Origin of the sequence: Serratia liquefaciens, assembly GCF_027594825.1 — a bacterium.
Lineage (GTDB): Bacteria > Pseudomonadota > Gammaproteobacteria > Enterobacterales > Enterobacteriaceae > Serratia > Serratia liquefaciens_A.
Map to the genome: position 1 here is coordinate 4,064,743 of NZ_CP088930.1, position 23,904 is coordinate 4,088,646.

Here is a 23,904-nt window from a genome sequence, read left to right on the forward strand (position 1 = left end):
GTGTGAAGGGCAGGGGGGGTAAATCTAATGTTGTTTAGCAGATATTACAGTTCGTCGGTTTTTCTGCGAGATAAATAAAATGGGCCGCTAAGCGGCCCATAGAGAGCGGACAAAGACCTCAGTAGCTAGTAGTAATGCATTGAGTACTAATAGAAACAAAGGATTATATCTCTGCCTTGCCCCAAACATCCGAAAACCACGTTTTTCGGGTGTTTGTCATCAATTTAATGGGCCGCTAAGCGGCCCATTCACAGACGATTTGGCTTACCAGACGTAAGTCATCAACGTTTCCGGCGAGGCCGAAGCGCTGAAATCGATAGACATCATCACGCTGAGCGAGGTAATGGCAACAATCGAGAACACAAACAGTTTGCGCGCCCAAACGCTGTCATTTTCGGCTTTGTAACCACGCAGCGCCATCCCCAGCCACCATACGCTTACCGCCGCAGCGACGATCAGGTATTTGTAGCCGGCGTAGCCGCCCAAAGTCAGCATCAGCGTAGCAACCATAAACGCCACGATGTAGACGGTGATGTGGTTCTTCGCCACCGAAATGCCTTTGACGACCGGCAGTACCGGAATGTTGGCTGCTTGGTAATCTTTAAAGCGGAAGATGGCAATCGCATAGGAATGCGGCATCTGCCACAGGCTAAAGATAGCCAACAGGATCAACGCACCGGCATCGAACTCGTTGGTGACCGCGCAATAACCGATAACCGGTGGCGCAGCGCCCGACAAGCTGCCGATCAGCGTGCCGTATACCGAGTGGCGTTTCATGTACAGGCTGTAGACGCCGACATAAACCACAAAGCCCATCACCGCCAGCCACATGGCCAGCGGGTTGGCGCCAATATACAGCAACGCAAAGCCCGCAATACCCAGGGCGGTAGCGTAAACCAGGCTTACACTCGGCGCGATCAGGCCTTTCACCAGCACCCGATTCTTCGTTCTCTCCATTTTCTTGTCGATGTCGCGGTCAATGTAGTTGTTAAACACACAGCCCGAAGCGACAACCAACGAGACACCCACCAGGGTGGCGAGAAACAGGGGATAGTCGATGCTTCCTTTGGAAGCCAACAGGAATCCCCCGACGACAGAAATTAAATTGCCGAAAATAATTCCTGGTTTAGTTACTTGCAGGTATTGCTTAATCATCACGTGCAGCTCGACTCTTAACTGACCATCATATTGATGTTGAGGTTGTACATAATCCAGAGTGAACCCACAACAACGATACCGATGATCATAGCGGTGAACAGCAATGCCACCAGGTTCCAGCGCTCTTCCGATGAGGTATTCATGTGCAGGAAGTAAATCAGGTGAACAACCACCTGAATCACGGCCATGCCAACAACCACCGCCAGGATGGTGGAGTGAGAGGCGGTACCGCTCATCACCATCGCAAATGGAATCACCGTCAGGATGATCGACAGAATAAAGCCGATCAGATAGGTCTTGACGCTACCGTGGCTTGCGCCGCCGTGAGAAGTTTCATGGGATGAATGACTCATGACATAACCCCCAGCAGGTAAACAACGGTGAAGACGCAGATCCATACCACGTCCAGGAAGTGCCAGAACAGGCTCAGGCACATCAAACGGGTTTTGTTGGTTGCGGTCAGGCCACGCTTGCTGACCTGAATCATCATGATGATGATCCAGACCAGACCGGTAGTCACGTGCAGACCGTGGGTCGCAACCAGCGCGAAGAAGCTGGACAGGAACGCGCTGCGATCCGGACCATAGCCTTCAACGATCAGGTGATGGAATTCGTAGATCTCCATCGCGACGAAGCCCAGACCGAACAGGAAGGTCAGGAACAGCCAGGTGTTAACGCTGCCAACCTTGCCTTTGTTCATGCCGATCATCGCCATACCGTAGGTGATGGAGCTGAACAACAGCAGGAAGGTTTCAACCAGGACAAACTTCAGATCGAAGATGTCTTTGCCAGAGGGACCGCCAGCGGTCCCGTTCACCAGTACTGCATAAGTCGCGAACAAGCTCGCAAACAAAATACAGTCGCTCATCAGGTAGATCCAGAATCCGAAGACTTTGGTCTCTCCTGCGTCGTGGTGCCCATGCTCTGCATGGGCTGCGTTATGGTTAGTCAGAGTATCAGTTGACATGTTTCACGCCTGCTTTGCTGATTTGTTCATAGTGTTGGTTTTCAATGCGCTCGATCTCATCAACCTGCACATAGTAATCAACATCTTCATCGAAGCTCTTGGCAATCCAGGTCACGATCATACCTACGAAGGCAGCGATCGCCATCCACCAGATGTCCCAGATCATCGCGAAACCAAATACCAGGCTGAAGCCAGCAATAATCACACCGGCACCGGTATTCTTCGGCATATGAATCGGTTCGTATTTAGCCGGTTTCTTATAAGCTACGCCTTTTTCTTTCATGTCCCAGAATTCATCACGGTCATGAATCTGTGGCACTACGGCAAAGTTATAGAACGGCGGTGGAGACGAAGTCGACCACTCCAGCGTACGAGCACCCCATGGGTCACCGGTCAGGTCACGGTTCTGCTCACGGTCACGCACACTGACGAACACCTGAATCACTTGGCACAGGATACCGCAGGCAATCAGAGCCGCGCCGCCCGCCGCTACCAGCAGCAGTGGGTGGAACTCTGGGTTGATGTTCTGGCTGATACGACGAGTCATACCCATAAAGCCCAGAGCATACAGCGGCATAAAGGCCACGAAGAAGCCGATGATCCAGAACCAGAACGCGCGGATACCCCATTTTTCGTTCAGCGTGAAGCCGAAGGATTTAGGGAACCAGTAGGTCAGGCCTGCGAAGCAACCGAACACCACACCACCGATGATAACGTTATGGAAGTGGGCAATCAGGAACAGACTGTTGTGCAGCACGAAGTTCGCACCCGGCACGGCCAGCAGAACGCCGGTCATCCCACCCACGGAGAAGGTGATGATGAAGCCGATGGTCCACAGCATAGCGGAGTTGAGCTGAATGCGGCCCTGGTACATGGTGAACAGCCAGTTGAAGATTTTCACCCCGGTAGGGATGGAAATGATCATGGTGGCGATACCGAAGAAGGCGTTTACGTTCGCGCCGGACCCCATGGTAAAGAAGTGGTGCAACCATACGATGAACGACAGAACGGTAATCGCGATGGTTGCCCATACCAGTGAGGTATAGCCGAACAGGCGCTTTCTCGAGAAGGTCGCGGTGACCTCGGAGAACACACCGAACACCGGCAGAACCAGGATATACACCTCTGGGTGACCCCAGGCCCAAATCAGGTTGATGTACATCATCATGTTGCCGCCCATATCATTGGTAAAGAAATGGGTGCCCAGATAGCGATCCAGGGTCAGCAACGCGATGGTTACGGTCAGAATTGGGAAAGAAACGATGATCAGGACGTTAGTACACAGAGCTGCCCAGGTGAACACCGGCATCTTCATCAGAGGCATGCCAGGAGCACGCATCTTCAGAATGGTGGCGAAGAAGTTCACACCGGTCAACAGGGTACCAATACCGGAAATCTGCAGGCTCCAGATCCAGTAGTCGACCCCGACGCCAGGACTGTATTCCTTGCCCGACAGCGGCGGATACGCCAGCCAACCTGTTTGCGCGAACTCACCAACCCCCAGAGAGATGTTGATCAGCACTACGCCCACCACGAAGAACCAGAAGCTCAGGGAGTTCAGGAACGGGAAGGCAACGTCGCGCGCACCGATTTGCAAAGGTACCACTACGTTCATCAGACCTACCACGAAAGGCATCGCCATGAAGAAGATCATGATAACGCCGTGGGCGGTGAAGATTTGGTCGTAGTGGTGCGGCGGCAGGAATCCGGCCTCGCCGGCGGACGCAAGCGCCTGCTGACTACGCATCATGATGGCATCGGCAAAACCACGCAGCAGCATAACCATTGCCACGATGATGTACATGATACCAATTTTTTTATGGTCAACCGAAGTCAACCAGTCGCTCCATAGCCATTTCCACTTGCCGAAATAGGTTATCAGCGCCAGCAGTGCCAGGCCCCCAATAACAATTGCAGCAACGGTGACCATGATGATCGGTTCGTGGTACGGAACCGCATCAATCGTTAATTTTCCCAACATCAGTTTATTCCTCGGCTCCGGCGTGAGCATGTTCACCCATGTCCATACCCTGGCTCATGTCCATGCCTTCGTGCGCGGTAGCGCCTTTGTGCATGTCCATATCACCCATGAATTTGCCAATAGTTTCTTTGAACAAATTCGGTTTGACACTGGAGAAGTACTCGACCGGGTTGTTTTCACTCGGCTCTGCCAGTTTGTTAAAGTCGCTGGTGGCGTTTAGGTTATTCGACGATGCTTTCACCTTGGCAACCCACTGATCGAAGTCGCCTTCGGTTGGGGTGACAATGGCGGTGAATTTCATGCCGGAGAACCCGCGACCGCTGAAGCTGCTTGAAATACCGTCGTATTTGCCTGCTTCATTGCCGATCAGGTGCAGTTTGGTCTGCATCCCGGCCATCGCATAAATCTGCCCACCTAACTGAGGAATAAAGAACGAGTTCATTACCGAGTTAGAGGTGATCTTGAATTCGACTGGAACATCTTTCGGGAAAGCCAGCTCATTAACCGTCGCGATGCCTTGTTCCGGGTAGATAAACAGCCATTTCCAGTCGAGCGACACCACTTCGATCGTCATCGGCTTCTTGTCAGTGACAATCGGCTTGAACGGATCCAGCTCGTGGGTAGTCTTCCAGGTAATGGTGCCAAGGATGGCGATGATAATGATAGGAATGGTCCAGACGACCGCTTCGATCTTGTTGGAATGTGACCAGTTCGGACTGTACTTGGCGTCTTTGTTGGAAGCACGGTACTTCCAGGCAAAGGCGAACGCCATAAAGATAACTGGTATCACCACGATCAGCATCAACGCGATTGCAGTGATAATCAGTGTCCGTTGCTCAACACCAATTGCTCCTTTGGGGTTCATCAATACCATATTGCAACCACTGAGCATTACAGTGGAGGCAATTAATGACAACATCCCAATACTTTTATTGTATTTCTTAAGTCTCATCTAACGACCTCAATTACAAAGGCTCTATTGTCGTTTCATGTGTGCGGGCATTTTACGGGAAGGTTGCAGTACTGTAAACATGCTTAAGGGAGTGTCAGCGCCTTGTTGACACTTTCTGTTAAGGGTGTCACAGATGTCACGCTACGTGACAATTTACCAATGGCAACAACGCGTTGGCGCGCTGAATCGTGCCGAGCAACCCGTATGTTAAGGAAAACTAAAGGTATGATGAATCTTGCAGCTGAAAACGCTTTTTTGAAATACGAGTGAAAGGTTTATTTAATGTAAAATAATTGTGTCTTAAAGGTGAATTTAATTTTATTTCCCGATCTCGCTATTCGAATAAAAAAATAATTTGGGCGGGAATTATATTTTTTAACTAAATAAATACATCACCCTGATGCATTTTTGCCGACCGGCACGATGACCGGTCGGCGATTATCAGGCCAGTTTGGTACGGCGCAGTGCCAGATAGTCCAGCAAACTGCCCATCGCAATGCCCACCAGACTCAGCGCGGCACCCATTTGCAACAGCCGATCGGCCAGGTTCGGCAACAGGGTCCAGTCGAGCGCATTGGTGATCAGCAGGAGCAGCCACAGGCCCAGCAAGGTACAGCCCAGCGTCAGCAGGCGCAATGCCCAACGGTAAAACTGGCGGAATTCGGTGCGTGGCATGAAGTCATCGGTGCGCTGGGTATATTCCAGCGTCTGACGGCACAGGTGCAGCAGCAGCAGGCCCGGCACCGCGGCGACGATCGAGAATAAATAGAATAACGGCCAGCCGTGTGCTTCAACAAACCAACCGGCAATGGGCCCGACATACACCCGCCCGACGGCGGACAGCGCCGACAGCAGGGCGAACTGGGTGGCGGAAAATGACTTGTTGCACAGCGTCATCAGCAGCGCGACAAAGGCCGCGGTGCCCATACCGCCACACAGGTTTTCCAGGAAGATGGCGCTGCCCATGGTCATGATGTTTTTATCGGTGACCGCCAGGATCCAATAACCGAGATTGGAAACCGCCTGCAGGATGCCGAACAGCATCAGGGCGCGGAACAGGCTGAGGCGTTGCATCAGCACGCCGCCAAACAGCGCACCGACGATGGTGGCGAACAGGCCGAGGGTTTTGTTGACCAGCCCGACTTCACCGGCATCGAAGCCGACGCCACGGATCAGGAAGGTGGTGCTCAGGCTGCCGGCAAAGGCATCGCCCATCTTGTACATGACGATCAGCAGTAAAATCAGCCAGGCATTGTTACGCGCAAAGAAATCACGCAGCGGAGCGACTACCGCCTGCTCCATGGTACGCGGTGCCGGAATGCTGTCGTCGGGTTCAGGTGCCAGCAGGGTGGCGACAATTCCGATCAGCATCAGCCCGGCCATCAGCCAGTAGGTCGACTGCCAGCCTAAATAGCGATCCGCCAGCCACAGCGCCAACCCACCGGACACCAGCATGGCCAGCCGGTAACCCAATACCGAAACTGCGGCACCGGTGCCGCGCTCTTCGGCGCTCAGCAGATCGGTTTTATAGGCGTCAAAAACAATATCCTGCGACGCGGAACAGAACGCCACCAGTACCGCCAATGCCGCCAGCCACCAAAGGTGCTGTGCCGGCTGCATAAAGCCCATTGCGACAATCGACACCACCAGCAACAGTTGGCTGATCAGCAGCCAGCCGCGCCGCCGCCCGAGAAAGGGCGGGGTGTAGCGGTCCATAAAGGGCGACCACAGGAATTTGAACACATAGGCCTGACCGACCAGCGAAAAAATGCCGATGGTTTTCAGATCGATGTTTTCGACGGTCATCCAGGCTTGCAGCGTGCCGGAGGTCAGTGCCAAGGGCAGACCCGACGCGAAGCCCAGCAGCAGGAGGATGGCGGAGTTACGCTGGGTAAAGATATTCAGATACTGTTTCGACATGAGTTCCCTGTCTGCACCGCCCGATGATCCGGGCGGCACAAGGCGTTCGCGGATTAACGCGCGTTTTGCTTGATAAAGTCGTTGACGCTGGTGTCTTGCGCCATATCGGCAATAACGTCACCCAGCACGGTGTTGACCGCGTTAGTGATTTTCTCGTTGGTTGCCGTGAAGGCGCCCTGCACGTTATAGGTTGAACGGTAGTTCTTCACCTGTTTGTTGCCGTTTTTCGCCTGGGCGGTAATAGAAATATCGGCCTTGGTGGTGATGTTGTAGCGCAGGTTGCCTTCAGAGACGTCCGCATACAGGTTATTGACCACGATTTGCAGATCAACCGCGCCGTCAGCGCCAATCATGTAGCCGCGCGCGCCCATTTGTTTCTCGAGCACTTCCTGCAGTAAGAAGCGCAGATCGCGTGATGGCGTCAACGTCACCAACTGGCCGTCGCGGTTCACTTTCGCCAGCGCCTGGTCTTGACGCTGATCCGCGCCGTTAATGCTGATGGTCACGCCCTGCAGGGTCGGATCTTGCTGTGGCAGGACGATCTTCGGCGTCACGTTCAGGGTATTGCTGCTGGTGGCACAGCCGGCCAGCATCAGTGCGGCCAACAGTGGAAGGCAAAGTTTTTTTAACATAGTTACTGTCTCATTCTCGATGGATTTTAAGCTGCCGCAAACTGCCAAGATTAACGAAGCGGGTTTGAGCAGGCTTTCTGTAATAATCAGAGCGGGATAGCCAACAACAAATTGTCGACATCATAGCATCGCCGCCGGCCGGAGGAAGCGCAGAACGCACCGGAGTGACAAATTTTTACCTGCCGTTGATAAAAACATGCTTTTTTGCCCGTCTCAATCGGATAAACCTCAAGCGGCGGCGGATGTTGACCGTTTTTTGTCCGCAAAAAAGAGAAATTTACCTGAGGAATGGTCTAAAAGGGACGAAAGCGGCTAAGATTGAAATAGATGGGGGCGGTCCTCTGCCGGTGTAGTAAGGAGATCCTATGATTCGCGAGCAAATAGAAGCAAAGTTAAGGGCGGCATTTGAGCCCGCGTATCTGGAAGTCGTTGATGAAAGTTATCGTCATAACGTTCCGGCGGGTTCAGAAAGCCATTTCAAGGTGGTATTGGTCAGCGATCGCTTCGTCGGCGAACGTTTTCTGACGCGGCATCGTTCGATTTACGGCGTGCTGTCAGAGGAGTTGGCGGATGGCGTACATGCGCTGGCGTTGCACACCTATACCCTGAAAGAGTGGGAAGGGCTGCAGGATACCGTACCGGCTTCCCCGCCTTGCCGTGGGGCCGGAACCTTGGCCTGACGGCTAAATTTGCGGTATCAGTGGAACTTTGACCACGATTTGGGGTATTACTACAGACGAATTTTGGAACGGCCTGCGGGCCGTTTCTGTTTTTGACGACGACATAGCCGACGCGTAATGCAGCGAAGGCCGGGTCGGCTTCGGCGGCCTTTTGGCGATCAAATCGGCAAAAGTGTGAGTTTTAGCGCGCCGCCGCCGCCTTGCTTTCCTCGACTCGCTCCGCTTGCGCCGCTATAATGTCGCGTCTTATTTTTCCGGAATGGTTTCGGGACGCTTCTGTCATCAGGAAACTCGGTTCTGTAATGTAGCCGTCCTGGTTCTTGGAACGGAGTTGACCGAGCACTGTGATTTTTTTGAGGTAACAAGATGCAAGTTTCAGTAGAAACCACTCAAGGCCTTGGGCGCCGTCTCTCTATTACTGTACCCGCTGATACTATCAAGCAGGCTATTAAAAAAGAGCTGATCAACGCGGCAAAAAGCGTTCGTATCGATGGCTTCCGTAAAGGCCATGTACCGATGAACATCGTTGAGCAACGTTATGGCGCTTCCGTTCGCCAGGACGTGCTGGGCGAAGCGATGCAACGCAGCTTTGTTGATGCGATCATCAAAGAAAAGATCAATCCGGCTGGCGCACCAAACTACGTGCCGGGCGAGTACAAAGAAGGTGAAGACTTCACTTTCGCGGTTGAATTCGAAGTGTATCCGGAAGTTGAGCTGAAAGGCCTGGATGGCATCGAAGTTGAGAAGCCGGTTGTTGAAGTTAACGACGCCGACGTTGACACCATGCTGGACACCCTGCGCAAGCAGCAGGCGACCTGGAAAGACAGCGATCGTGCAGCGCAAGCTGAAGACCGCGTAACCGTAGATTTCTCCGGTTCTATCGATGGCGAAGAGTTTGAAGGCGGCAAAGCCTCTGACTTCGTTCTGGCGATGGGCCAGGGCCGCATGATCCCAGGCTTCGAAGAAGGTCTGGTCGGTCATAAAGCCGGTGAAGAATTCACTATCGACGTTAACTTCCCGGAAGATTACCACGCTGAAAACCTGAAGGGCAAAGCGGCTAAGTTCGCTATCGTTCTGAAGAAAGTGGAAGAGCGTGAGCTGCCAGAGCTGACTGAAGAATTCATCAAACGTTTCGGCGTGGCTGATGGTTCTATCGAAGGCCTGCGTGCTGAAGTGCGTAAAAACATGGAGCGCGAGCTGAAAGGCGCAGTGCGTAACCGCATCAAGACTCAGGCAATCGACGGCCTGGTCAGCGCTAACGAAATCGACGTTCCTGCTGCGCTGATCGACGGCGAAGTTGACGTTCTGCGCCGTCAGGCTGCACAACGTTTCGGCGGCAACGAGAAGCAAGCGCTGGAACTGCCACGCGAACTGTTCGAAGAGCAGGCCAAGCGTCGCGTAGTGGTTGGTTTGCTGCTGGGCGAAGTGATCAGCACCAACGATCTGAAAGCTGACGAAGATCGCGTTAAGACGCTGATCGAAGAAATGGCTTCCGCTTACGAAGATCCAAGTGAAGTTGTTGAGTTCTACAGCAAAAACAAAGAGCTGATGAACAACATGCGCAACGTTGCTCTGGAAGAACAAGCGGTTGAAGCCCTGCTGGCAAAAGCGAAAGTGACTGAGAAAGCCACCACCTTCAGCGAGCTGATGAACCAGACTCAACAGGCGTAATGTCTGTACGCCAGGGCGCAATCTGACGCGCCTTCGGGCCTGGCTTGCCGGTCCCGGCGTTAAAAAAGCCCGTAACCTTCGGTTGCGGGCTTTTCTTTTTGCCACGTTGCTGATTAATCTCAGGTTAAGCGTGACAATATGCACTATATTTACCCTGTTGCTCTTGGGACAGTCTGGCATGATGGTCATCGTCGACATGCCGGCCGCGTAAAAATACGCAGTCGGGCTTGAAATTCTGCCAGCGGCCCCAATCTGTAAAATGTAGTTATTTATGCTGTTTGCCAGAGTGCGCGGGATCAGAAAAACCGTCGGGTACGTGTGGCGCGGGTCGAATGCTTGAGCATAGTCATCATGACCGTTCTCAAGTAGAATCGGTGTAAAAGGGTGTAACCCTGGCCGCCAAGGCAATTTCTATTAGGAGACGGTAATGTCATACAGTGGCGAACGAGATCAATTTGCACCTAACATGGCCCTGGTGCCGATGGTGGTAGAGCAGACTTCACGCGGGGAGCGTTCTTACGACATCTATTCCCGCCTGCTGAAAGAGCGCATTATTTTCCTGACCGGCCAGGTTGAAGATCACATGGCCAACCTGATTGTGGCGCAGATGCTGTTCCTCGAAGCGGAAAGCCCGGAAAAAGACATTTACCTATACATTAACTCCCCGGGTGGCGTGATCACCGCCGGCATGTCAATCTATGACACCATGAAGTTCATCAAGCCGGACGTCAGCACCATTTGTATGGGCCAGGCGTGCTCGATGGGTTCCTTCCTGCTGACCGCAGGTGCCAAGGGCAAACGCTTCTGCTTGCCGAACTCACGCGTGATGATCCACCAGCCGCTGGGCGGTTATCAGGGCCAGGCGACGGATATCGAAATCCACGCGCGTGAAATCCTGAAGGTGAAGGCGCGCATGAACGAGCTGATGGCAGAGCATACCGGCCAGTCACTGGAGCAGATCGAACGCGATACCGAACGCGATCGCTTTATGACCGCGGAAGAAGCGGTAGAATACGGTCTGGTTGACGGCATTCTGACGCACCGCAAGTAAGTACCACGCGGCTGGCGAGGTATATGTGCGAGCCGATAGGCTATAGTAATCAGAGCGGGCGCAGCTCGCTCTGGTGAGCATAATCGGCGTTCCCGGTATGCGTTTTGGGCGCACTGCCGCCGTGATATTCCTGCGGGACAAAGACTAAAGAAGAGGTTTACTGATGACAGATAAGCGCAAAGACGGTTCAGGAAAGCTGCTGTACTGCTCTTTCTGCGGCAAAAGCCAGCATGAAGTGCGTAAGCTGATTGCCGGTCCGTCAGTGTATATCTGCGATGAATGTGTTGACCTGTGTAACGACATTATTCGCGAAGAGATTAAAGAAGTTGCCCCGCATCGTGAGCGCAGTGCGCTGCCGACGCCGCACGAAATTCGTCACCACCTGGATGACTATGTCATTGGCCAGGAGCAGGCGAAAAAAGTGCTGGCGGTAGCGGTGTATAACCACTACAAACGCCTGCGTAACGGCGATACCAGCAACGGTATCGAGTTGGGCAAAAGCAACATTCTGCTGATTGGTCCGACCGGTAGCGGTAAAACCCTGCTGGCGGAAACGCTGGCGCGCTTCCTGGATGTGCCTTTCACCATGGCCGATGCCACCACGCTGACCGAAGCCGGTTATGTGGGTGAGGACGTGGAGAACATTATCCAGAAGCTGCTGCAGAAGTGCGACTACGACGTGCAGAAAGCGCAGCGCGGCATCGTCTACATCGATGAAATCGACAAGATTTCCCGTAAGTCAGACAATCCGTCCATCACCCGTGACGTGTCGGGCGAAGGCGTGCAGCAGGCTCTGTTGAAGCTGATCGAAGGCACCATTGCCGCGGTTCCACCGCAGGGTGGCCGTAAGCATCCTCAGCAGGAATTCCTGCAGGTTGATACCTCGAAAATCCTGTTTATCTGCGGCGGCGCATTTGCCGGCCTGGATAAAGTGATCGGTCAGCGCGTCAATACCGGTTCCGGTATCGGCTTTGGCGCTACCGTGAAAGGGGAAGCCGAGAAGGCGACCGAAGGCGAACTGCTGCTGCAGGCTGAGCCGGAAGATCTGATCAAGTTTGGCCTGATCCCTGAGTTCATCGGTCGTCTGCCGGTCGTGGCAACCCTGAGCGAGCTGAGCGAAGATGCGCTGATCCAGATCCTGAAAGAGCCGAAAAATGCCTTAACCAAACAGTATCAGGCATTGTTCAATCTGGAAGGCGTGGAACTGGAGTTCCGTGAAGAAGCGCTGAACGCCATCGCCAAGAAGGCCATGACGCGTAAAACCGGTGCACGTGGTCTGCGCTCCATTGTAGAAGGCGCGTTGCTGGACACCATGTATGACCTGCCGTCCATGGACAGCGTCGACAAAGTGGTGATCGATGAATCGGTTATCGCCGGCCAGTCCAAACCTTTGCTGATTTACGGCAAACCGGAAGCACAGGCTTCAGGCGAATAATTCGCCAGTCAAACCAGAAAGTTAATATCAAAATGGGGGATTTTATCCCCCATTTCTTTTTCCTGCATTCTTGCCGTTGAATGTAAGAGATTCATCCCCATATACTCATTAACCAGATTTTATGAAACGTTTGATGCTTGCGTCTCATGAGATTCCCCTCAACCTGGCGGAAGTTAAACTTAAGAGAGAGCTCTATGAACCCTGAGCGTTCCGAACGCATTGAAATCCCCGTCTTGCCGTTGCGCGACGTGGTGGTTTATCCGCACATGGTGATCCCGTTATTTGTTGGCCGGGAAAAATCGATTCGGTGCCTCGAAGCAGCAATGGATCATGATAAAAAGATCATGCTGGTGGCACAGAAAGAGGCCTCAACGGATGAACCTGGCATTAATGACTTGTTCTCTGTCGGCACCGTAGCGTCGATTTTGCAGATGCTGAAACTGCCGGACGGCACGGTAAAAGTGCTGGTAGAAGGCCTGCAGCGGGCGCGTATTACTACGCTTTCCGACAGCGGCGAGCACTTTGCTGCCCAGGCAGAATATCTTGAGTCACCGGCGATTGACGAGCGTGAACAGGAAGTCCTGGTGCGCACCGCAATCAATCAGTTTGAAGGCTACATCAAACTGAACAAGAAAATCCCACCGGAGGTGCTGACGTCATTAAACAGCATCGACGACGCTGCACGCCTGGCCGATACCATTGCCGCGCACATGCCGCTGAAACTCAGCGACAAGCAGTCGGTACTGGAGATGTTCGATATCACTGAACGTCTGGAATACCTGATGGCGATGATGGAATCGGAAATTGACCTGCTTCAGGTTGAAAAACGTATCCGTAACCGCGTCAAAAAGCAGATGGAAAAAAGTCAGCGCGAGTACTATCTGAATGAGCAGATGAAGGCGATTCAGAAAGAACTGGGCGAGATGGACGATGCGCCGGACGAGCATGAAGCGCTGAAGCGCAAGATTGAAGCGGCGAAAATGCCGAAAGACGCGCGTGAAAAAACCGAAGCGGAACTGCAAAAGCTGAAAATGATGTCACCCATGTCTGCGGAAGCGACCGTGGTCCGTGGTTACATCGACTGGATGCTGCAGGTGCCGTGGAATGCGCGCAGCAAGGTTAAAAAAGACCTGGTTAAAGCGCAGGAAGTGCTCGATATCGATCACTATGGCCTGGAGCGAGTCAAGGACCGTATTCTTGAGTATCTCGCGGTACAGAGCCGCGTGAGCAAAATCAAAGGGCCTATCCTGTGTCTGGTGGGGCCTCCTGGCGTAGGTAAAACCTCGTTGGGACAGTCGATAGCCAAAGCGACCGGTCGCCAGTATGTGCGTATGGCGCTGGGTGGCGTGCGTGACGAAGCGGAAATTCGCGGTCACCGTCGTACCTACATCGGTTCGATGCCGGGTAAACTGATCCAGAAAATGGCCAAGGTCGGGGTGAAAAACCCGCTGTTCCTGCTGGACGAAATCGACAAGATGTCTTCCGACATGCGTGGCGATCCGGCCTCTGCTCTGCTTGAGGTGCTGGATCCGGAACAGAACGTGGCGTTTAACGATCACTACCTGGAAGTGGATTACGATCTGTCCGACGTGATGTTCGTTGCTACCTCGAACTCGATGAACATTCCTGCGCCGTTGCTGGACCGTATGGAAGTGATCCGCCTGTCCGGCTACACCGAGGACGAGAAGCTCAATATCGCCAAGCAGCACCTGCTGCCGAAGCAGCTTGAGCGTAACGCCCTGAAAAAAGGTGAGCTGACGGTCGACGACAGCGCCATCACCGGCATTATCCGCTATTACACCCGCGAAGCCGGGGTGCGTAGTCTGGAGCGTGAAATCTCCAAACTGTGCCGTAAAGCGGTGAAAACGCTGCTGATGGACAAGAAGATCAAGCATATCGAGATCAACGGCGACAACCTGAAAGATTACCTGGGTGTCCAGCGTGTTGACTATGGTCGTGCCGATACCGAAAACCGCGTGGGTCAGGTGACCGGCCTGGCGTGGACGGAAGTGGGCGGCGATCTGTTGACCATCGAAACCGCGTGCGTCCCGGGCAAAGGTAAGCTGACCTACACCGGTTCCCTTGGTGAAGTGATGCAGGAATCGATTCAGGCTGCGCTGACCGTGGTACGTGCGCGTGCGGATAAGCTGGGTATCAACGCCGATTTCTACGAGAAGCGCGATATTCACGTTCACGTGCCGGAAGGCGCTACGCCGAAAGACGGCCCGAGCGCAGGTATCGCCATGTGTACCGCGCTGGTGTCCTGTCTGACGGGCAACCCGGTTCGTGCCGACGTGGCAATGACCGGCGAGATCACGCTGCGTGGTCAGGTATTGCCGATTGGTGGCTTGAAAGAGAAACTGTTGGCAGCGCACCGCGGCGGCATCAAAACCGTGCTGATCCCGTATGAGAACAAGCGTGATTTGGAAGAGATTCCGGACAATGTTATCGCCGATCTGGACATTCATCCGGTGCAGCGAATTGATGAGGTTTTGAACCTTGCCTTGCAGAATCCGGCCTTCGGCGCACTGCCGGTAGCGGCAAAATAGTGACGAATCGCAAAAACCATTGATAAAACTTATGCTGGCAAGTCATTTCGGACTTGCCAGTCTTTTTTTGTACCGCTAAGTTAGAAAGCTGTCGGCCCACGTTTTGTCACGCTTTCGGTGGCTTGCCAAGGTTCGATGGGATTGATATAACAGCTGCGCTGTCGCAACCGTAGGGATTTTTCGGTGCGACGATTGAATTCTAGAGGGGATGATAGAGTGAATAAGTCACAACTGATCGACAAAATTGCCGCAGGTGCTGATATTTCCAAAGCGGCAGCTGGGCGTGCTTTAGATGCAGTGATTGCATCTGTTACCGAATCCTTGAAGGAAGGGGATGACGTGGCTCTGGTTGGTTTCGGTTCTTTCACCGTGCGTGAGCGTTCAGCCCGTACTGGCCGTAACCCGCAAACCGGTAAAGAGATCAAAATCGCGGCAGCCAAAGTTCCGGCCTTCCGTGCAGGGAAAGCGCTGAAAGACGCAGTAAACTGATTGTTTGCGTCTAACCGTTTAGCGTTGCAGGGTTTAGCAATAAACAATCACCTGACGCAACGGTGCTGGTAAGGTAAGATATAAGGCGCATCAGACTGATGCGCTTTTTTTATTTTTGTCGCAGGGAACGCGCCTGCACAAGGGTGTTTTTAATCCACATCACAGCGGAGTGTTGTCACACTATGATGGACAATTTACGCGCGGCAGCTAATCACGTCGTGCTCAAAATCATCCTGGGCTTGATCATTTTGTCATTTCTTTTGACAGGGGTGGTCAGCTATCAGGGGAGTGCCGGTGATTATGCAGCGAAGGTCAATGGCCAGGTGATCGAGCGTGCTCAGCTGGAACAAGCTTTCCAAAGCGAACGCAGCCGCATGCAGCAACAGTTGGGTGACCAGTTCTCCGTACTGGCGGGCAACGAAGGCTATATGCAGCAGATGCGCCATCAGGCACTGTCACAGCTGATCGACAACATGCTGCTGGACCAATATGCCAAGAAATTAGGCCTGAGCGTCAGTGACGATCAGGTGAAAGAAGCCATCCGTAAAGCGCCTTACTTCCAGACAAACGGCCAGTTCGATAATGCCAAATATCTCGATCTGATTAGCCGCATGGGTTACACCGCCGATAACTTTGCGCAGTCAATGCGTCAGCAGTTGGTTAACCAGCAGGTGATCCAGGCCTTCGGCGAGTCAGGTTTCATCCTGCCAACCGAAGCGCAAGGAATGACGTCACTGGTGCTGCAGCAGCGCGATGTGCGCCTGGCTACGCTGGATCTGAAAGCGTTGCAGGCCAAGCAAACCGTGACCGACGACGAGCTGAAAGACTACTACAGCCAGAACAAGAACAGCTTTATTGCGCCAGAGCAGGTCAAGGTAAGCTATATCCCGATGGACGCCGCCTCGATGCAAGACAAGGTGACGGTAGCCGATGCGGATATCAGCGCCTATTACGACCAGCACAAAAGCAGCTACGGCCAGCCTGAGCGCAAGAATTACAGCGTGATCCAGCTGAAAACCGAGGCGGAAGCCAATGCGGTGCTGGACGAACTGAAAAAAGGCGGCGATTTCGCCACTCTGGCGAAAGAAAAATCCACCGACATCATCTCACGCCGTACCGGCGGTGAGCTGGGCTGGCTGGAGCCGGACACCACGGCAGACGAGCTGAAACAGGCTAACCTGACCGAAAAAGGCCAGCTTTCCGGTGCAGTGAAGTCCTCTGTGGGCTATCTGGTCGTACGTCTGAACGACATCGAGCCGGAAAAAGTGAAGCCGCTTAGCGAAGTGCGTGATGCCATCGCCAAGCTGGTTAAGCAGGAGAAGGCGGTAGACGCGTATTACGCGCTGCAGCAAAAGGTGAGTGAAGCGGCAACCAGCGATAACGAATCTCTGGCGTCAGCCGAAGAAGCCGCTGGTGTGAAAGCAGCCCAGACCGATTGGTTCACCCGCGACAACATTCCGGCTGCGCTGAACTTCAAACCTGTCGTCCAGTCGATTTTCGATGGTTCACTGATTGGCGAAGGCGGCTCTCCGGGCAGCAACTCCGATGTGATCACCGTTGATGGTGACCGTGCTTTCGTGATCCGCGTATCAGGCCACAAGCCGGAAGGCATTGAGCCGTTCGATCAGGTCAAAGATCGCGTGGCGGAATTGGTCAAGCGCAACAAAGCCGAACAGGAAGCGAAACTGCAGGGCGAGAAGCTGCTGGTTGAGCTGAAGCAGGGTAAGGGCGACGAAGCGATGAAAGCGGCCGGCCTGAGCTTTGGCAGCGTACAGAAGATGGCGCGTGCGCCGGAAGACAGCCAGCTGGTGCAGAGCGTGTTCGCGCTGCCGCACCCGCAGGAAGGCAAACCGGTTTACGGCATGTCGCAAGACCGCCAGGACAACGTGGTGCTGATTGCACTTGATGCGGTGACGCCAGGCAGCCTGTCGGCGGAAGAAATGAAAACCTTCGTCAGCAAAATGGAAGAAGGCGCGACGGGCGTCTCCTTTGACTCTTTGCTGGCCAGCCTGCGCAAAGAAGCCAAAATCACCATGGGTGCCGCTGAGCAGCAACAGCCTCAGTAACGCACCGCAGTTTTCTGCAACGCAATGTAATGCTAAAAGGCCGCTTTCGCGGCCTTTTCCATATCTGCTATCCGCCAATTGCTGAAGTTCCCTGGCTGCGGCAAGGTGAGCTTGCTGTTAAACACAAGGAGGATACAGCATGCAACTTACAGAAATAAAAGCGGTTAACGGGTATGGGTTCAGCCTCAAGGTCCTGCTGACAGCGGCCCTGATCTGTTTGGCCGGGCCATCGGCTGCCGCTGAGGAAAAGAGGCCTGCCGCACAGACGGTGTTATCAGCGCCGACGGTGAATGCTGAACAAGGCGCTGAAGCTGCCGCCCATGATGAGGCATCGGTCAGCATCAATCAGGCTGATGCCGAGCAGTTGGCCAGCGTGTTGAAGGGCGTAGGGCTGAAGAAGGCGGAGAGCATCGTGCGCTACCGTGAGCAAAATGGTCCCTTTACACAGATTGAGCAGCTACAGGAGGTGCCAGGCATTGGGCCGGCACTGTTTGAAAGGAACCGTGCTCGGCTCAAAATGTGATATCGGTCACGGCTGCGTGGCAAAGTGCCCATGCAGCCCTTTTTCCTCTGCTACATTTTACAGGTCTTACCAGTTTGGCGATTTGACCAAACGAGTGAAGGAGCCGCCAGCGGCTCCTTATTTCTGTAATCACCAGGCAGGAGCGGCCGTTCCCTATGCACCAGACCTTTATCAAAGTTCGTGGTTATCATCTCGATGTTTACCAACACGTTAACAATGCGCGCTATCTCGAATTTCTGGAGGAGGCGCGCTGGGATTGGCTGGAGAACCAGGAAGGCTTCCGTTGGATGACGGAAAACAACATCGCCTTTATCGTGGTCAATATCAATATCAATTACCGCACGCCGGCGGTGCTGGGGGACAAGCTGCGCATCGACAGCCAGATGGTGCAGCTCAACGGTAAAAGCGGCGTGCTGAGCCAAAAGGTGACGCAGGATGCCACGGGGGCACCGGTAGCGGATGCGATGCTGACCTTCGTCTGCGTCGATTTGAAAACTCAGCGGGCGTTGCCGATTGAAGGGCAACTGCGCGAACACCTTCAGGTGCTCACGCTGTCGGAAGAAGGGTAAAGCAACGAGCGGCAATGTTTGCCGCCGTTATTCACTCAGACCAGGCCGGTCTTCTGTTTCAGGCTCGCCATCACTTCCGCTTTGTTGATTTGGTATTGCTTCAGGCCGTTGGCGCGCAGGTGACAGGCGGCACATTCACCGCAGCCATCACCTTTAATACCGCTGTAGCAGGTCAGGGTTTCCTGCCGAACCAGATCCAACTGATGGTAGTAATCTGCCAGTGCCCAGGTCTCAGCCTTGTTCAGCCACATCAGTGGCGTTTCAAAACGGATATCGCGGGCGATGCCCAGCACTATTGCCTGGTTCAGCGCTTTGACAAATTCGTCGCGGCAGTCGGGATAACCGGAAAAATCGGTTTCGCAAACGCCGGTGATCACCGCCTCAGCTTCGACCTGGTAGGCATAAATCGCCGCCAGCGTCAGGAACAGAATATTACGGCCCGGCACAAAGGTGCTCGGCAACCCGTTGGCTTCGGTGCTGCCGTAAGCCGGAACCGGGATATTGTCACGGGTCAGGCTGCTGATCGCCAGTTCATTGAGCAGGCCAACGTCCAGCAGCTTATGCGCCTTGGCCCCGAGGGCTACCGACAGCGCTTGAGCCACCTCAATCTCGGCGCGATGGCGCTGACCGTAATCGAAGGTGACGCAGTGAACTTCGTCGTACTGTTGCAATGCCTGAATCAAGCAGGTCGTGGAATCTTGTCCACCGCTGAAAACGACAACCGCGCGTTTCATAAAATTACCTCAATTTATTGCTGAGACCCTACCCGATGAACACTCGGGCGGTAGGATAAAAATGCGTTGCGGCAGCAATGGTAGCAGAAATAGCGGGTTACCGCTGGGCCGGGCCCATTAAGTCTGGGGAAAGCGGCTCGGTCGAGTTCAGCGGCGGCGGCAGCCAGGCCTGGCAGAAATCGAACCAGCCATGGGCGGTCAGGGTAACCCCATGAATGCGCGGCGGTGCGCTGATTTGATACTGATAGTGAAACAGGGGCGTGATGATCGCCGCCCTCATCAACTGCTGATAATACTCTTTCAACTGCTCATAACGCGGTTGCTGCGCAGGCAACTGTTGGATCTGCTGCAGCGTCTGCTGCTGATGTCGCCAGCGATCGTCGGGCAGAATGCCGCGCCACAGCGTATCTTGCCGCAGCCAGCTTTCCAGAGTCGCTTCTGGTGACTCACCAATCAGGTTATCCGCCAGCAGCAGGTCGGCCTGCTCGATTTGTTCGGCGCTTTGCCAGCGTTTCCCCGCGTAATAGCGCAGTTCCAGCTCGCAGCCGTGGCGCGCCAGCAGCTGTTGCAGAGCCACAGTGACCGTTTCCAGTTCTACCGGTGGCCGATACAGCAGCGTCAATTTGGCGGGAAGGGCTACCTCATCATCGACCTGATGCCGAGGAATGGCCCAACCAGGCAGCATTTCGTGGCTGGGGGTGATGACGCTGTTTGGTACCGGCAGATTGGCCAACAGGCCCGATTGCTGGATCAACATCAGCAGTTTTTGGCCCTGGACTTCGTTGAGCACGCCGTGTTTCAAATTCACCGCCAGATAACACCAGCCCAGGCTCATGCTGCGTTGCACCGGCCGTGCCAGCGCCATCTCTTCCTGCCGGCCGATGGTTATGCGCACCGGGTGCTGGCAACTGGTGTAAGCCGCGTCGACCTGCAGCTCCGGGGTGATCCAATACTCGATGCTCTCAAGATAAGGATGCTGCAAATGGTAAAACGGATGCTGTTCCAGCCGTACCAAATGCGCCTCGTTCAGCGTCAGTTTGAAAGGGCCAGCGCCAATGCCTGTGGCCTCCGGGTGGGTCAGCAGGCAGGGTAGCTCTGCCAGTCGATGTGCCAACCAGTAGTCGGGATGCTGTAAATCAAACTGCAGGCACAACGCATGCGGCAGGCTGATGGCCGTAACGTTGGCCAGGCTGGGGCGGCTGCGAGGGTGTCGTTGCAGCTTTTCCAGCGTTTGCAACAGCTGCTGGCCGGTCAGCATTTCACCGTTGTGCCAGCGCAATTGGCTGCGCAGGAAGAACTGCCAGCGCAGGCCGTCATGGCTGATTTGCCAGTGATGGGCCAGATCGGATTGCGGTTCGGGATTGCCGGTAATGAAGCGCGTCAGGCCGGCATGCAGGGTGGCAACCAAATGCTGTTCGGCGCGGCCGGTCAGGGTCAGTGGATCCAGAGATTCCAGCGTACGGTAATAGGGGATACGTAGCGTCGGGCTGCCTGCCTGCCACTGGCCGCCGAGATGCGGGCTGAGCAACTCCTGCAAATGCTGCGGCGCCAGCTGCGCCATTTCCAACGCGCCCTGGTGGTCGCCGTCATGCAGCAAGCGTTGCAAGTGGGCGGCGCGCAGCTCGTCCGGGGTTTTCAAACACTGCAGGCGAGCCCGCTTGCCGCGACCGGGTTGTGATTGCCAGCTTAGCCAGCCATGATCCTGCAGCTGTTGTACCAGCGTGCGAGCATGGCGTTCGCTGCAATAGAACAGGGCTGCCAGTTCGCCGATGGTGATGGCCACCGGTGCAGCGCCGAGCTGTTGATACAGGCGTTGATACTGGCTGAGACGATGGGTCAGGCGCATGATGGAAATCCGGAACAGTTTTCCAGAATTGTTCACTATTACTTCCGCAAATACCATCTCATACTGCAGGGACTGTAATCGCGTTCACATTCATGAGGTCTTTATGTATCGCCTGGCGGCTTTTGATATGGATGGCACATTGTTGACACCGGATCACCGGGTTGGGCCGGAAACTCTGGCGGTGCTAAAGCAACTGGTTGAACGGCAGATGGTTGTCACCTTCGCTACCGGGCGTCACTACCTGGACGCGCAGCCGATCATGGCGCAGCTGGGCCTGCAGGGCTACCTGATTACCGGCAACGGTACGCGGGTTTACGATCATCTTGGGCAACAGCTTCACGCCACCGATTTGCCTGCCGACATTGCCGAAGAGGTGCTGCACACCCATTGGCGCACGGTTGCCAGCATGCACGTCTTCCGTGACGAAGGCTGGATGACTGAGTTCGCGGTACCGGAAGAAATGTTGCGCGCTCACCATCTGAGCGGCTTCCGTTATCAGCTTACCGAAGTGCGTCGTTTACCGGCATTCGGCAACAGCAAGGTATGCTTTGTTGGACCACATGTGGAACTGCTTAAGCTGCAGATTCAGCTACGAGAACAGTTTGGAACACGCGTTGATCTCTGTTTCTCTGCCTACGAATGCCTGGAGGTGTTGCCGATGGGGTGTAACAAGGGCACCGCGCTGGATACGTTGAGCCGCCATCTGGGGCTGAAGATGGCGGACTGTATGGCGTTTGGCGATGCCATGAACGACAAGGAAATGCTGGCGACGGTAGGGCACGGCGTGGTGATGGGCAATGCCCTGCCGCAGCTGAAGTCTTCACTGCCACAACTACAGGTTATCGGCCACTGCGAGCAGCAGGCGGTGGCTCACTATTTGCAACATTGGCTGCGTTCACCTTACCTCACCTATTCCCCCGAATTATGAGGCTTTATTGGCAGCCGGCCGGGTATGACTTACCCGGCTTTTTTTCGCCTGCCGGGCGCGATCACAAGTCTGCCAGTTGTGCCAGATACGGGGTCAGATCGCCGATATTGTTTCTCACCCATTCAGGGTTGTAGTAGGTATCCAGATAGCGCTCACCGCTGTCGCACAGCAGGGTGACGATAGAACCCTGCTCGCCGTTTTCCCGCATCTGCTTCGCCAATTGCAGCGCCCCCCACACGTTAGTGCCGGTGGAGGCGCCCACTTTACGGCCCAGCACCGTCTCCAGCCAATGAATGGTGGCGATACTGGCTGCATCAGGAACACGCAACATGCTGTCGACCACCGACGGGATAAACGAGGGCTCGGCGCGTGGGCGACCGATACCTTCGATTCTGCTGCCGCAGCTGCCGATCAGGGTACGATCACGCTGGTGGAAACAATCATAGAATACCGAGTTCTCCGGATCGACGACCGTCAGATGCGTGTCGTGCCCCTGATAGCGAATATAGCGTCCCAGCGTTGCGGAGGTCCCGCCGGTGCCCGCGCTCATCACGATATGTTTCGGGATCGGGAAGGGCTCGCGTGACATCTGGCGGAAGATGCTGTCGGCGATGTTATTATTGCCGCGCCAGTCGGTGGCGCGTTCGGCGTAGGTGAACTGATCCATATAGTGGCCATTCAGTTCTTGCGCCAACTGTTCGGAAACCGCGTAAATCTGCGCCGCGTGATCGACGAAATGGCAGCGGCCGCCATAAAACGCAATTTGCTCAACCTTGCGGCGTGCCGTGCAGGAAGGCATCACGGCAATGAACGGCAGGCCAATCAGCCGGGCGAAGTAAGCTTCGGACACGGCGGTGCTGCCCGAAGATGCCTCGATAATCGTGGTGTTCTCGGTGATCCAGCCGTTACACAGGCCATAAAGAAACAGCGAGCGTGCCAGCCGATGTTTCAGGCTGCCGGTCGGGTGAGTGCTTTCATCCTTCAGGTACAGACAGACGCCGGGAAATTCAGGCAGGTTCAGGCGGATCAGGTGCGTGTCGGCGGAGCGTTGGAAATCCGCTTCTATTTCACCGATAGCATATTTAACCCAAGAGTTTGTCATCGTCTGGTCTCAGAATAGGGGGCTTATTTGCTGCATAATATAGCCTGCCGCCGGGAAAAAAGGATTGCCATTTTTCCTGTTTAATCGCTTAATGAGAGAAAATTTTTCTCCTGGTTGACGATATGTTAGATAAAACAGACCGTAAGTTACTGTGCATGCTGCAACAGGACTGCACCCAGCCGCTGCAGGCGCTGGCCGATGCGGTCAATCTGACGTCGACGCCTTGCTGGAAAAGGCTGAAGCGGCTGGAAGAAGAAGGTTATATCCGTGGGCGGGTCGCGCTGCTGGATAATGAAAAGCTCGGATTGGGCCTGACGGCATTTGTGCTGATAAAAACCCAGCAGCACAGCAGCGAGTGGTATCAGAAGTTCGTGCAACTGACCAAGCAGATGCCGGAGGTGTTGGCATTTTACCGCATGGCAGGGGAGTACGATTACCTGATGCAGGTGGAAGTGGCGGATATGAAGAGCTACGACAGCTTTTACAAGCGACTGGTGAACGGGGTACCGGGGTTGATCGACGTCACTTCCAGCTTTGCGATGGAAAAAATCAAATACACCACCGCCCTGCCGGTTCCTGAGTGAAAAGTTCACCAAACTGGCAAAGTAACGGTGGTATCCTACTCTGCTGAGGCAGATCGAGAGAAAAAAC

The 23,904-nt window shown here is 54.4% G+C and carries 21 protein-coding genes; 11 read left to right on the top strand and 10 right to left on the bottom strand.

What is annotated here, in order from left to right; genetic code table 11:
• Positions 1-264: 264 nt before the first annotated feature.
• The 7 genes from cyoE to LQ945_RS18640 form a co-directional block, all read right to left on the bottom strand.
• Positions 265-1,155, bottom strand: coding sequence for a heme o synthase (gene cyoE / locus LQ945_RS18610; RefSeq protein WP_020825484.1), 891 nt, complete (start codon positions 1,153-1,155; stop codon positions 265-267).
• 17 nt (positions 1,156-1,172) lie between these two features.
• Positions 1,173-1,511: a cytochrome o ubiquinol oxidase subunit IV gene (locus LQ945_RS18615; protein WP_020825485.1), complete on the bottom strand. Its 339-nt coding sequence runs from the start codon at positions 1,509-1,511 to the stop codon at positions 1,173-1,175.
• Positions 1,508-2,125, bottom strand: a complete 618-nt coding sequence (locus LQ945_RS18620; protein ID WP_269934763.1) for a cytochrome o ubiquinol oxidase subunit III — start codon at positions 2,123-2,125, stop codon at positions 1,508-1,510. Before LQ945_RS18620 ends, LQ945_RS18615 begins: the two co-directional genes overlap by 4 nt.
• Entirely contained in the window at positions 2,115-4,106 is a 1,992-nt protein-coding gene (gene cyoB / locus LQ945_RS18625) for a cytochrome o ubiquinol oxidase subunit I (protein WP_020825487.1), read from the bottom strand. The genes LQ945_RS18620 and cyoB overlap by 11 nt, the downstream gene beginning before the upstream one ends.
• Positions 4,107-4,110: 4 nt before the next feature.
• The gene (cyoA, locus tag LQ945_RS18630; RefSeq protein ID WP_041414273.1) at positions 4,111-5,058 is read right to left on the bottom strand and encodes a cytochrome o ubiquinol oxidase subunit II; all 948 of its coding nucleotides are present in this window, start codon (positions 5,056-5,058) and stop codon (positions 4,111-4,113) included.
• 441 nt (positions 5,059-5,499) lie between these two features.
• A complete protein-coding gene (gene ampG / locus LQ945_RS18635; RefSeq protein WP_182821769.1) occupies positions 5,500-6,978 on the bottom strand; it encodes a muropeptide MFS transporter AmpG in 1,479 nt (492 codons plus the stop codon).
• A 53-nt stretch (positions 6,979-7,031) separates the two neighbouring features.
• Positions 7,032-7,610, bottom strand: coding sequence for a lipoprotein (locus LQ945_RS18640; protein WP_006319785.1), 579 nt, complete (start codon positions 7,608-7,610; stop codon positions 7,032-7,034).
• 365 nt (positions 7,611-7,975) lie between these two features.
• Between LQ945_RS18640 and bolA the strand changes: the two genes are divergently transcribed.
• The 9 genes from bolA (at position 7,976) to LQ945_RS18685 (ending at position 18,643) form a co-directional block, all read left to right on the top strand.
• Complete coding sequence (gene bolA, locus LQ945_RS18645; RefSeq protein WP_004940361.1) at positions 7,976-8,290, top strand: transcriptional regulator BolA; 315 nt, start codon at positions 7,976-7,978, stop codon at positions 8,288-8,290.
• 366 nt (positions 8,291-8,656) lie between these two features.
• Positions 8,657-9,961, top strand: a complete 1,305-nt coding sequence (gene tig / locus LQ945_RS18650) for a trigger factor (protein ID WP_044548696.1) — start codon at positions 8,657-8,659, stop codon at positions 9,959-9,961.
• A 427-nt stretch (positions 9,962-10,388) separates the two neighbouring features.
• Positions 10,389-11,012, top strand: a complete 624-nt coding sequence (clpP, locus tag LQ945_RS18655) for an ATP-dependent Clp endopeptidase proteolytic subunit ClpP (protein WP_020825491.1) — start codon at positions 10,389-10,391, stop codon at positions 11,010-11,012.
• 163 nt (positions 11,013-11,175) lie between these two features.
• Positions 11,176-12,447 (top strand): ATP-dependent protease ATP-binding subunit ClpX, encoded by a 1,272-nt coding sequence (gene clpX / locus LQ945_RS18660; RefSeq protein ID WP_182821771.1) that lies wholly within the window; start codon positions 11,176-11,178, stop codon positions 12,445-12,447.
• Positions 12,448-12,641: 194 nt separating this feature from the next.
• Positions 12,642-14,996, top strand: a complete 2,355-nt coding sequence (gene lon / locus LQ945_RS18665) for an endopeptidase La (RefSeq protein ID WP_269934766.1) — start codon at positions 12,642-12,644, stop codon at positions 14,994-14,996.
• Positions 14,997-15,212: 216 nt separating this feature from the next.
• Positions 15,213-15,485: a nucleoid-associated protein HU-beta gene (gene hupB / locus LQ945_RS18670; RefSeq protein WP_006319790.1), complete on the top strand. Its 273-nt coding sequence runs from the start codon at positions 15,213-15,215 to the stop codon at positions 15,483-15,485.
• Between the two features lie 182 nt (positions 15,486-15,667).
• Entirely contained in the window at positions 15,668-17,551 is a 1,884-nt protein-coding gene (ppiD, locus tag LQ945_RS18675) for a peptidylprolyl isomerase (protein ID WP_270101453.1), read from the top strand.
• A 139-nt stretch (positions 17,552-17,690) separates the two neighbouring features.
• Positions 17,691-18,074 (top strand): ComEA family DNA-binding protein, encoded by a 384-nt coding sequence (locus tag LQ945_RS18680; RefSeq protein WP_270101454.1) that lies wholly within the window; start codon positions 17,691-17,693, stop codon positions 18,072-18,074.
• A gap of 155 nt (positions 18,075-18,229) precedes the next feature.
• Positions 18,230-18,643 carry an acyl-CoA thioesterase gene (locus LQ945_RS18685; RefSeq protein WP_020825496.1) on the top strand — a complete coding sequence of 138 codons (414 nt, stop codon included), beginning with the start codon at positions 18,230-18,232 and terminating at the stop codon, positions 18,641-18,643.
• Positions 18,644-18,678: 35 nt separating this feature from the next.
• Here LQ945_RS18685 and queC read toward each other — a convergent pair whose 3' ends face one another.
• Positions 18,679-19,377, bottom strand: a complete 699-nt coding sequence (gene queC / locus LQ945_RS18690; RefSeq protein WP_122077502.1) for a 7-cyano-7-deazaguanine synthase QueC — start codon at positions 19,375-19,377, stop codon at positions 18,679-18,681.
• Between the two features lie 97 nt (positions 19,378-19,474).
• Positions 19,475-21,223: an SgrR family transcriptional regulator gene (locus LQ945_RS18695; RefSeq protein ID WP_270103006.1), complete on the bottom strand. Its 1,749-nt coding sequence runs from the start codon at positions 21,221-21,223 to the stop codon at positions 19,475-19,477.
• Positions 21,224-21,326: 103 nt separating this feature from the next.
• Between LQ945_RS18695 and cof the strand changes: the two genes are divergently transcribed.
• Positions 21,327-22,151 (top strand): HMP-PP phosphatase, encoded by an 825-nt coding sequence (gene cof / locus LQ945_RS18700; RefSeq protein WP_270101455.1) that lies wholly within the window; start codon positions 21,327-21,329, stop codon positions 22,149-22,151.
• A gap of 61 nt (positions 22,152-22,212) precedes the next feature.
• Here the strand turns inward: cof and LQ945_RS18705 are convergent, their stop codons facing one another.
• Entirely contained in the window at positions 22,213-23,253 is a 1,041-nt protein-coding gene (locus LQ945_RS18705; RefSeq protein ID WP_270101456.1) for a PLP-dependent cysteine synthase family protein, read from the bottom strand.
• A 122-nt stretch (positions 23,254-23,375) separates the two neighbouring features.
• Between LQ945_RS18705 and LQ945_RS18710 the strand changes: the two genes are divergently transcribed.
• The gene (locus tag LQ945_RS18710) at positions 23,376-23,837 is read left to right on the top strand and encodes an Lrp/AsnC family transcriptional regulator (RefSeq protein WP_182821783.1); all 462 of its coding nucleotides are present in this window, start codon (positions 23,376-23,378) and stop codon (positions 23,835-23,837) included.
• Positions 23,838-23,904 lie beyond the last annotated feature (67 nt).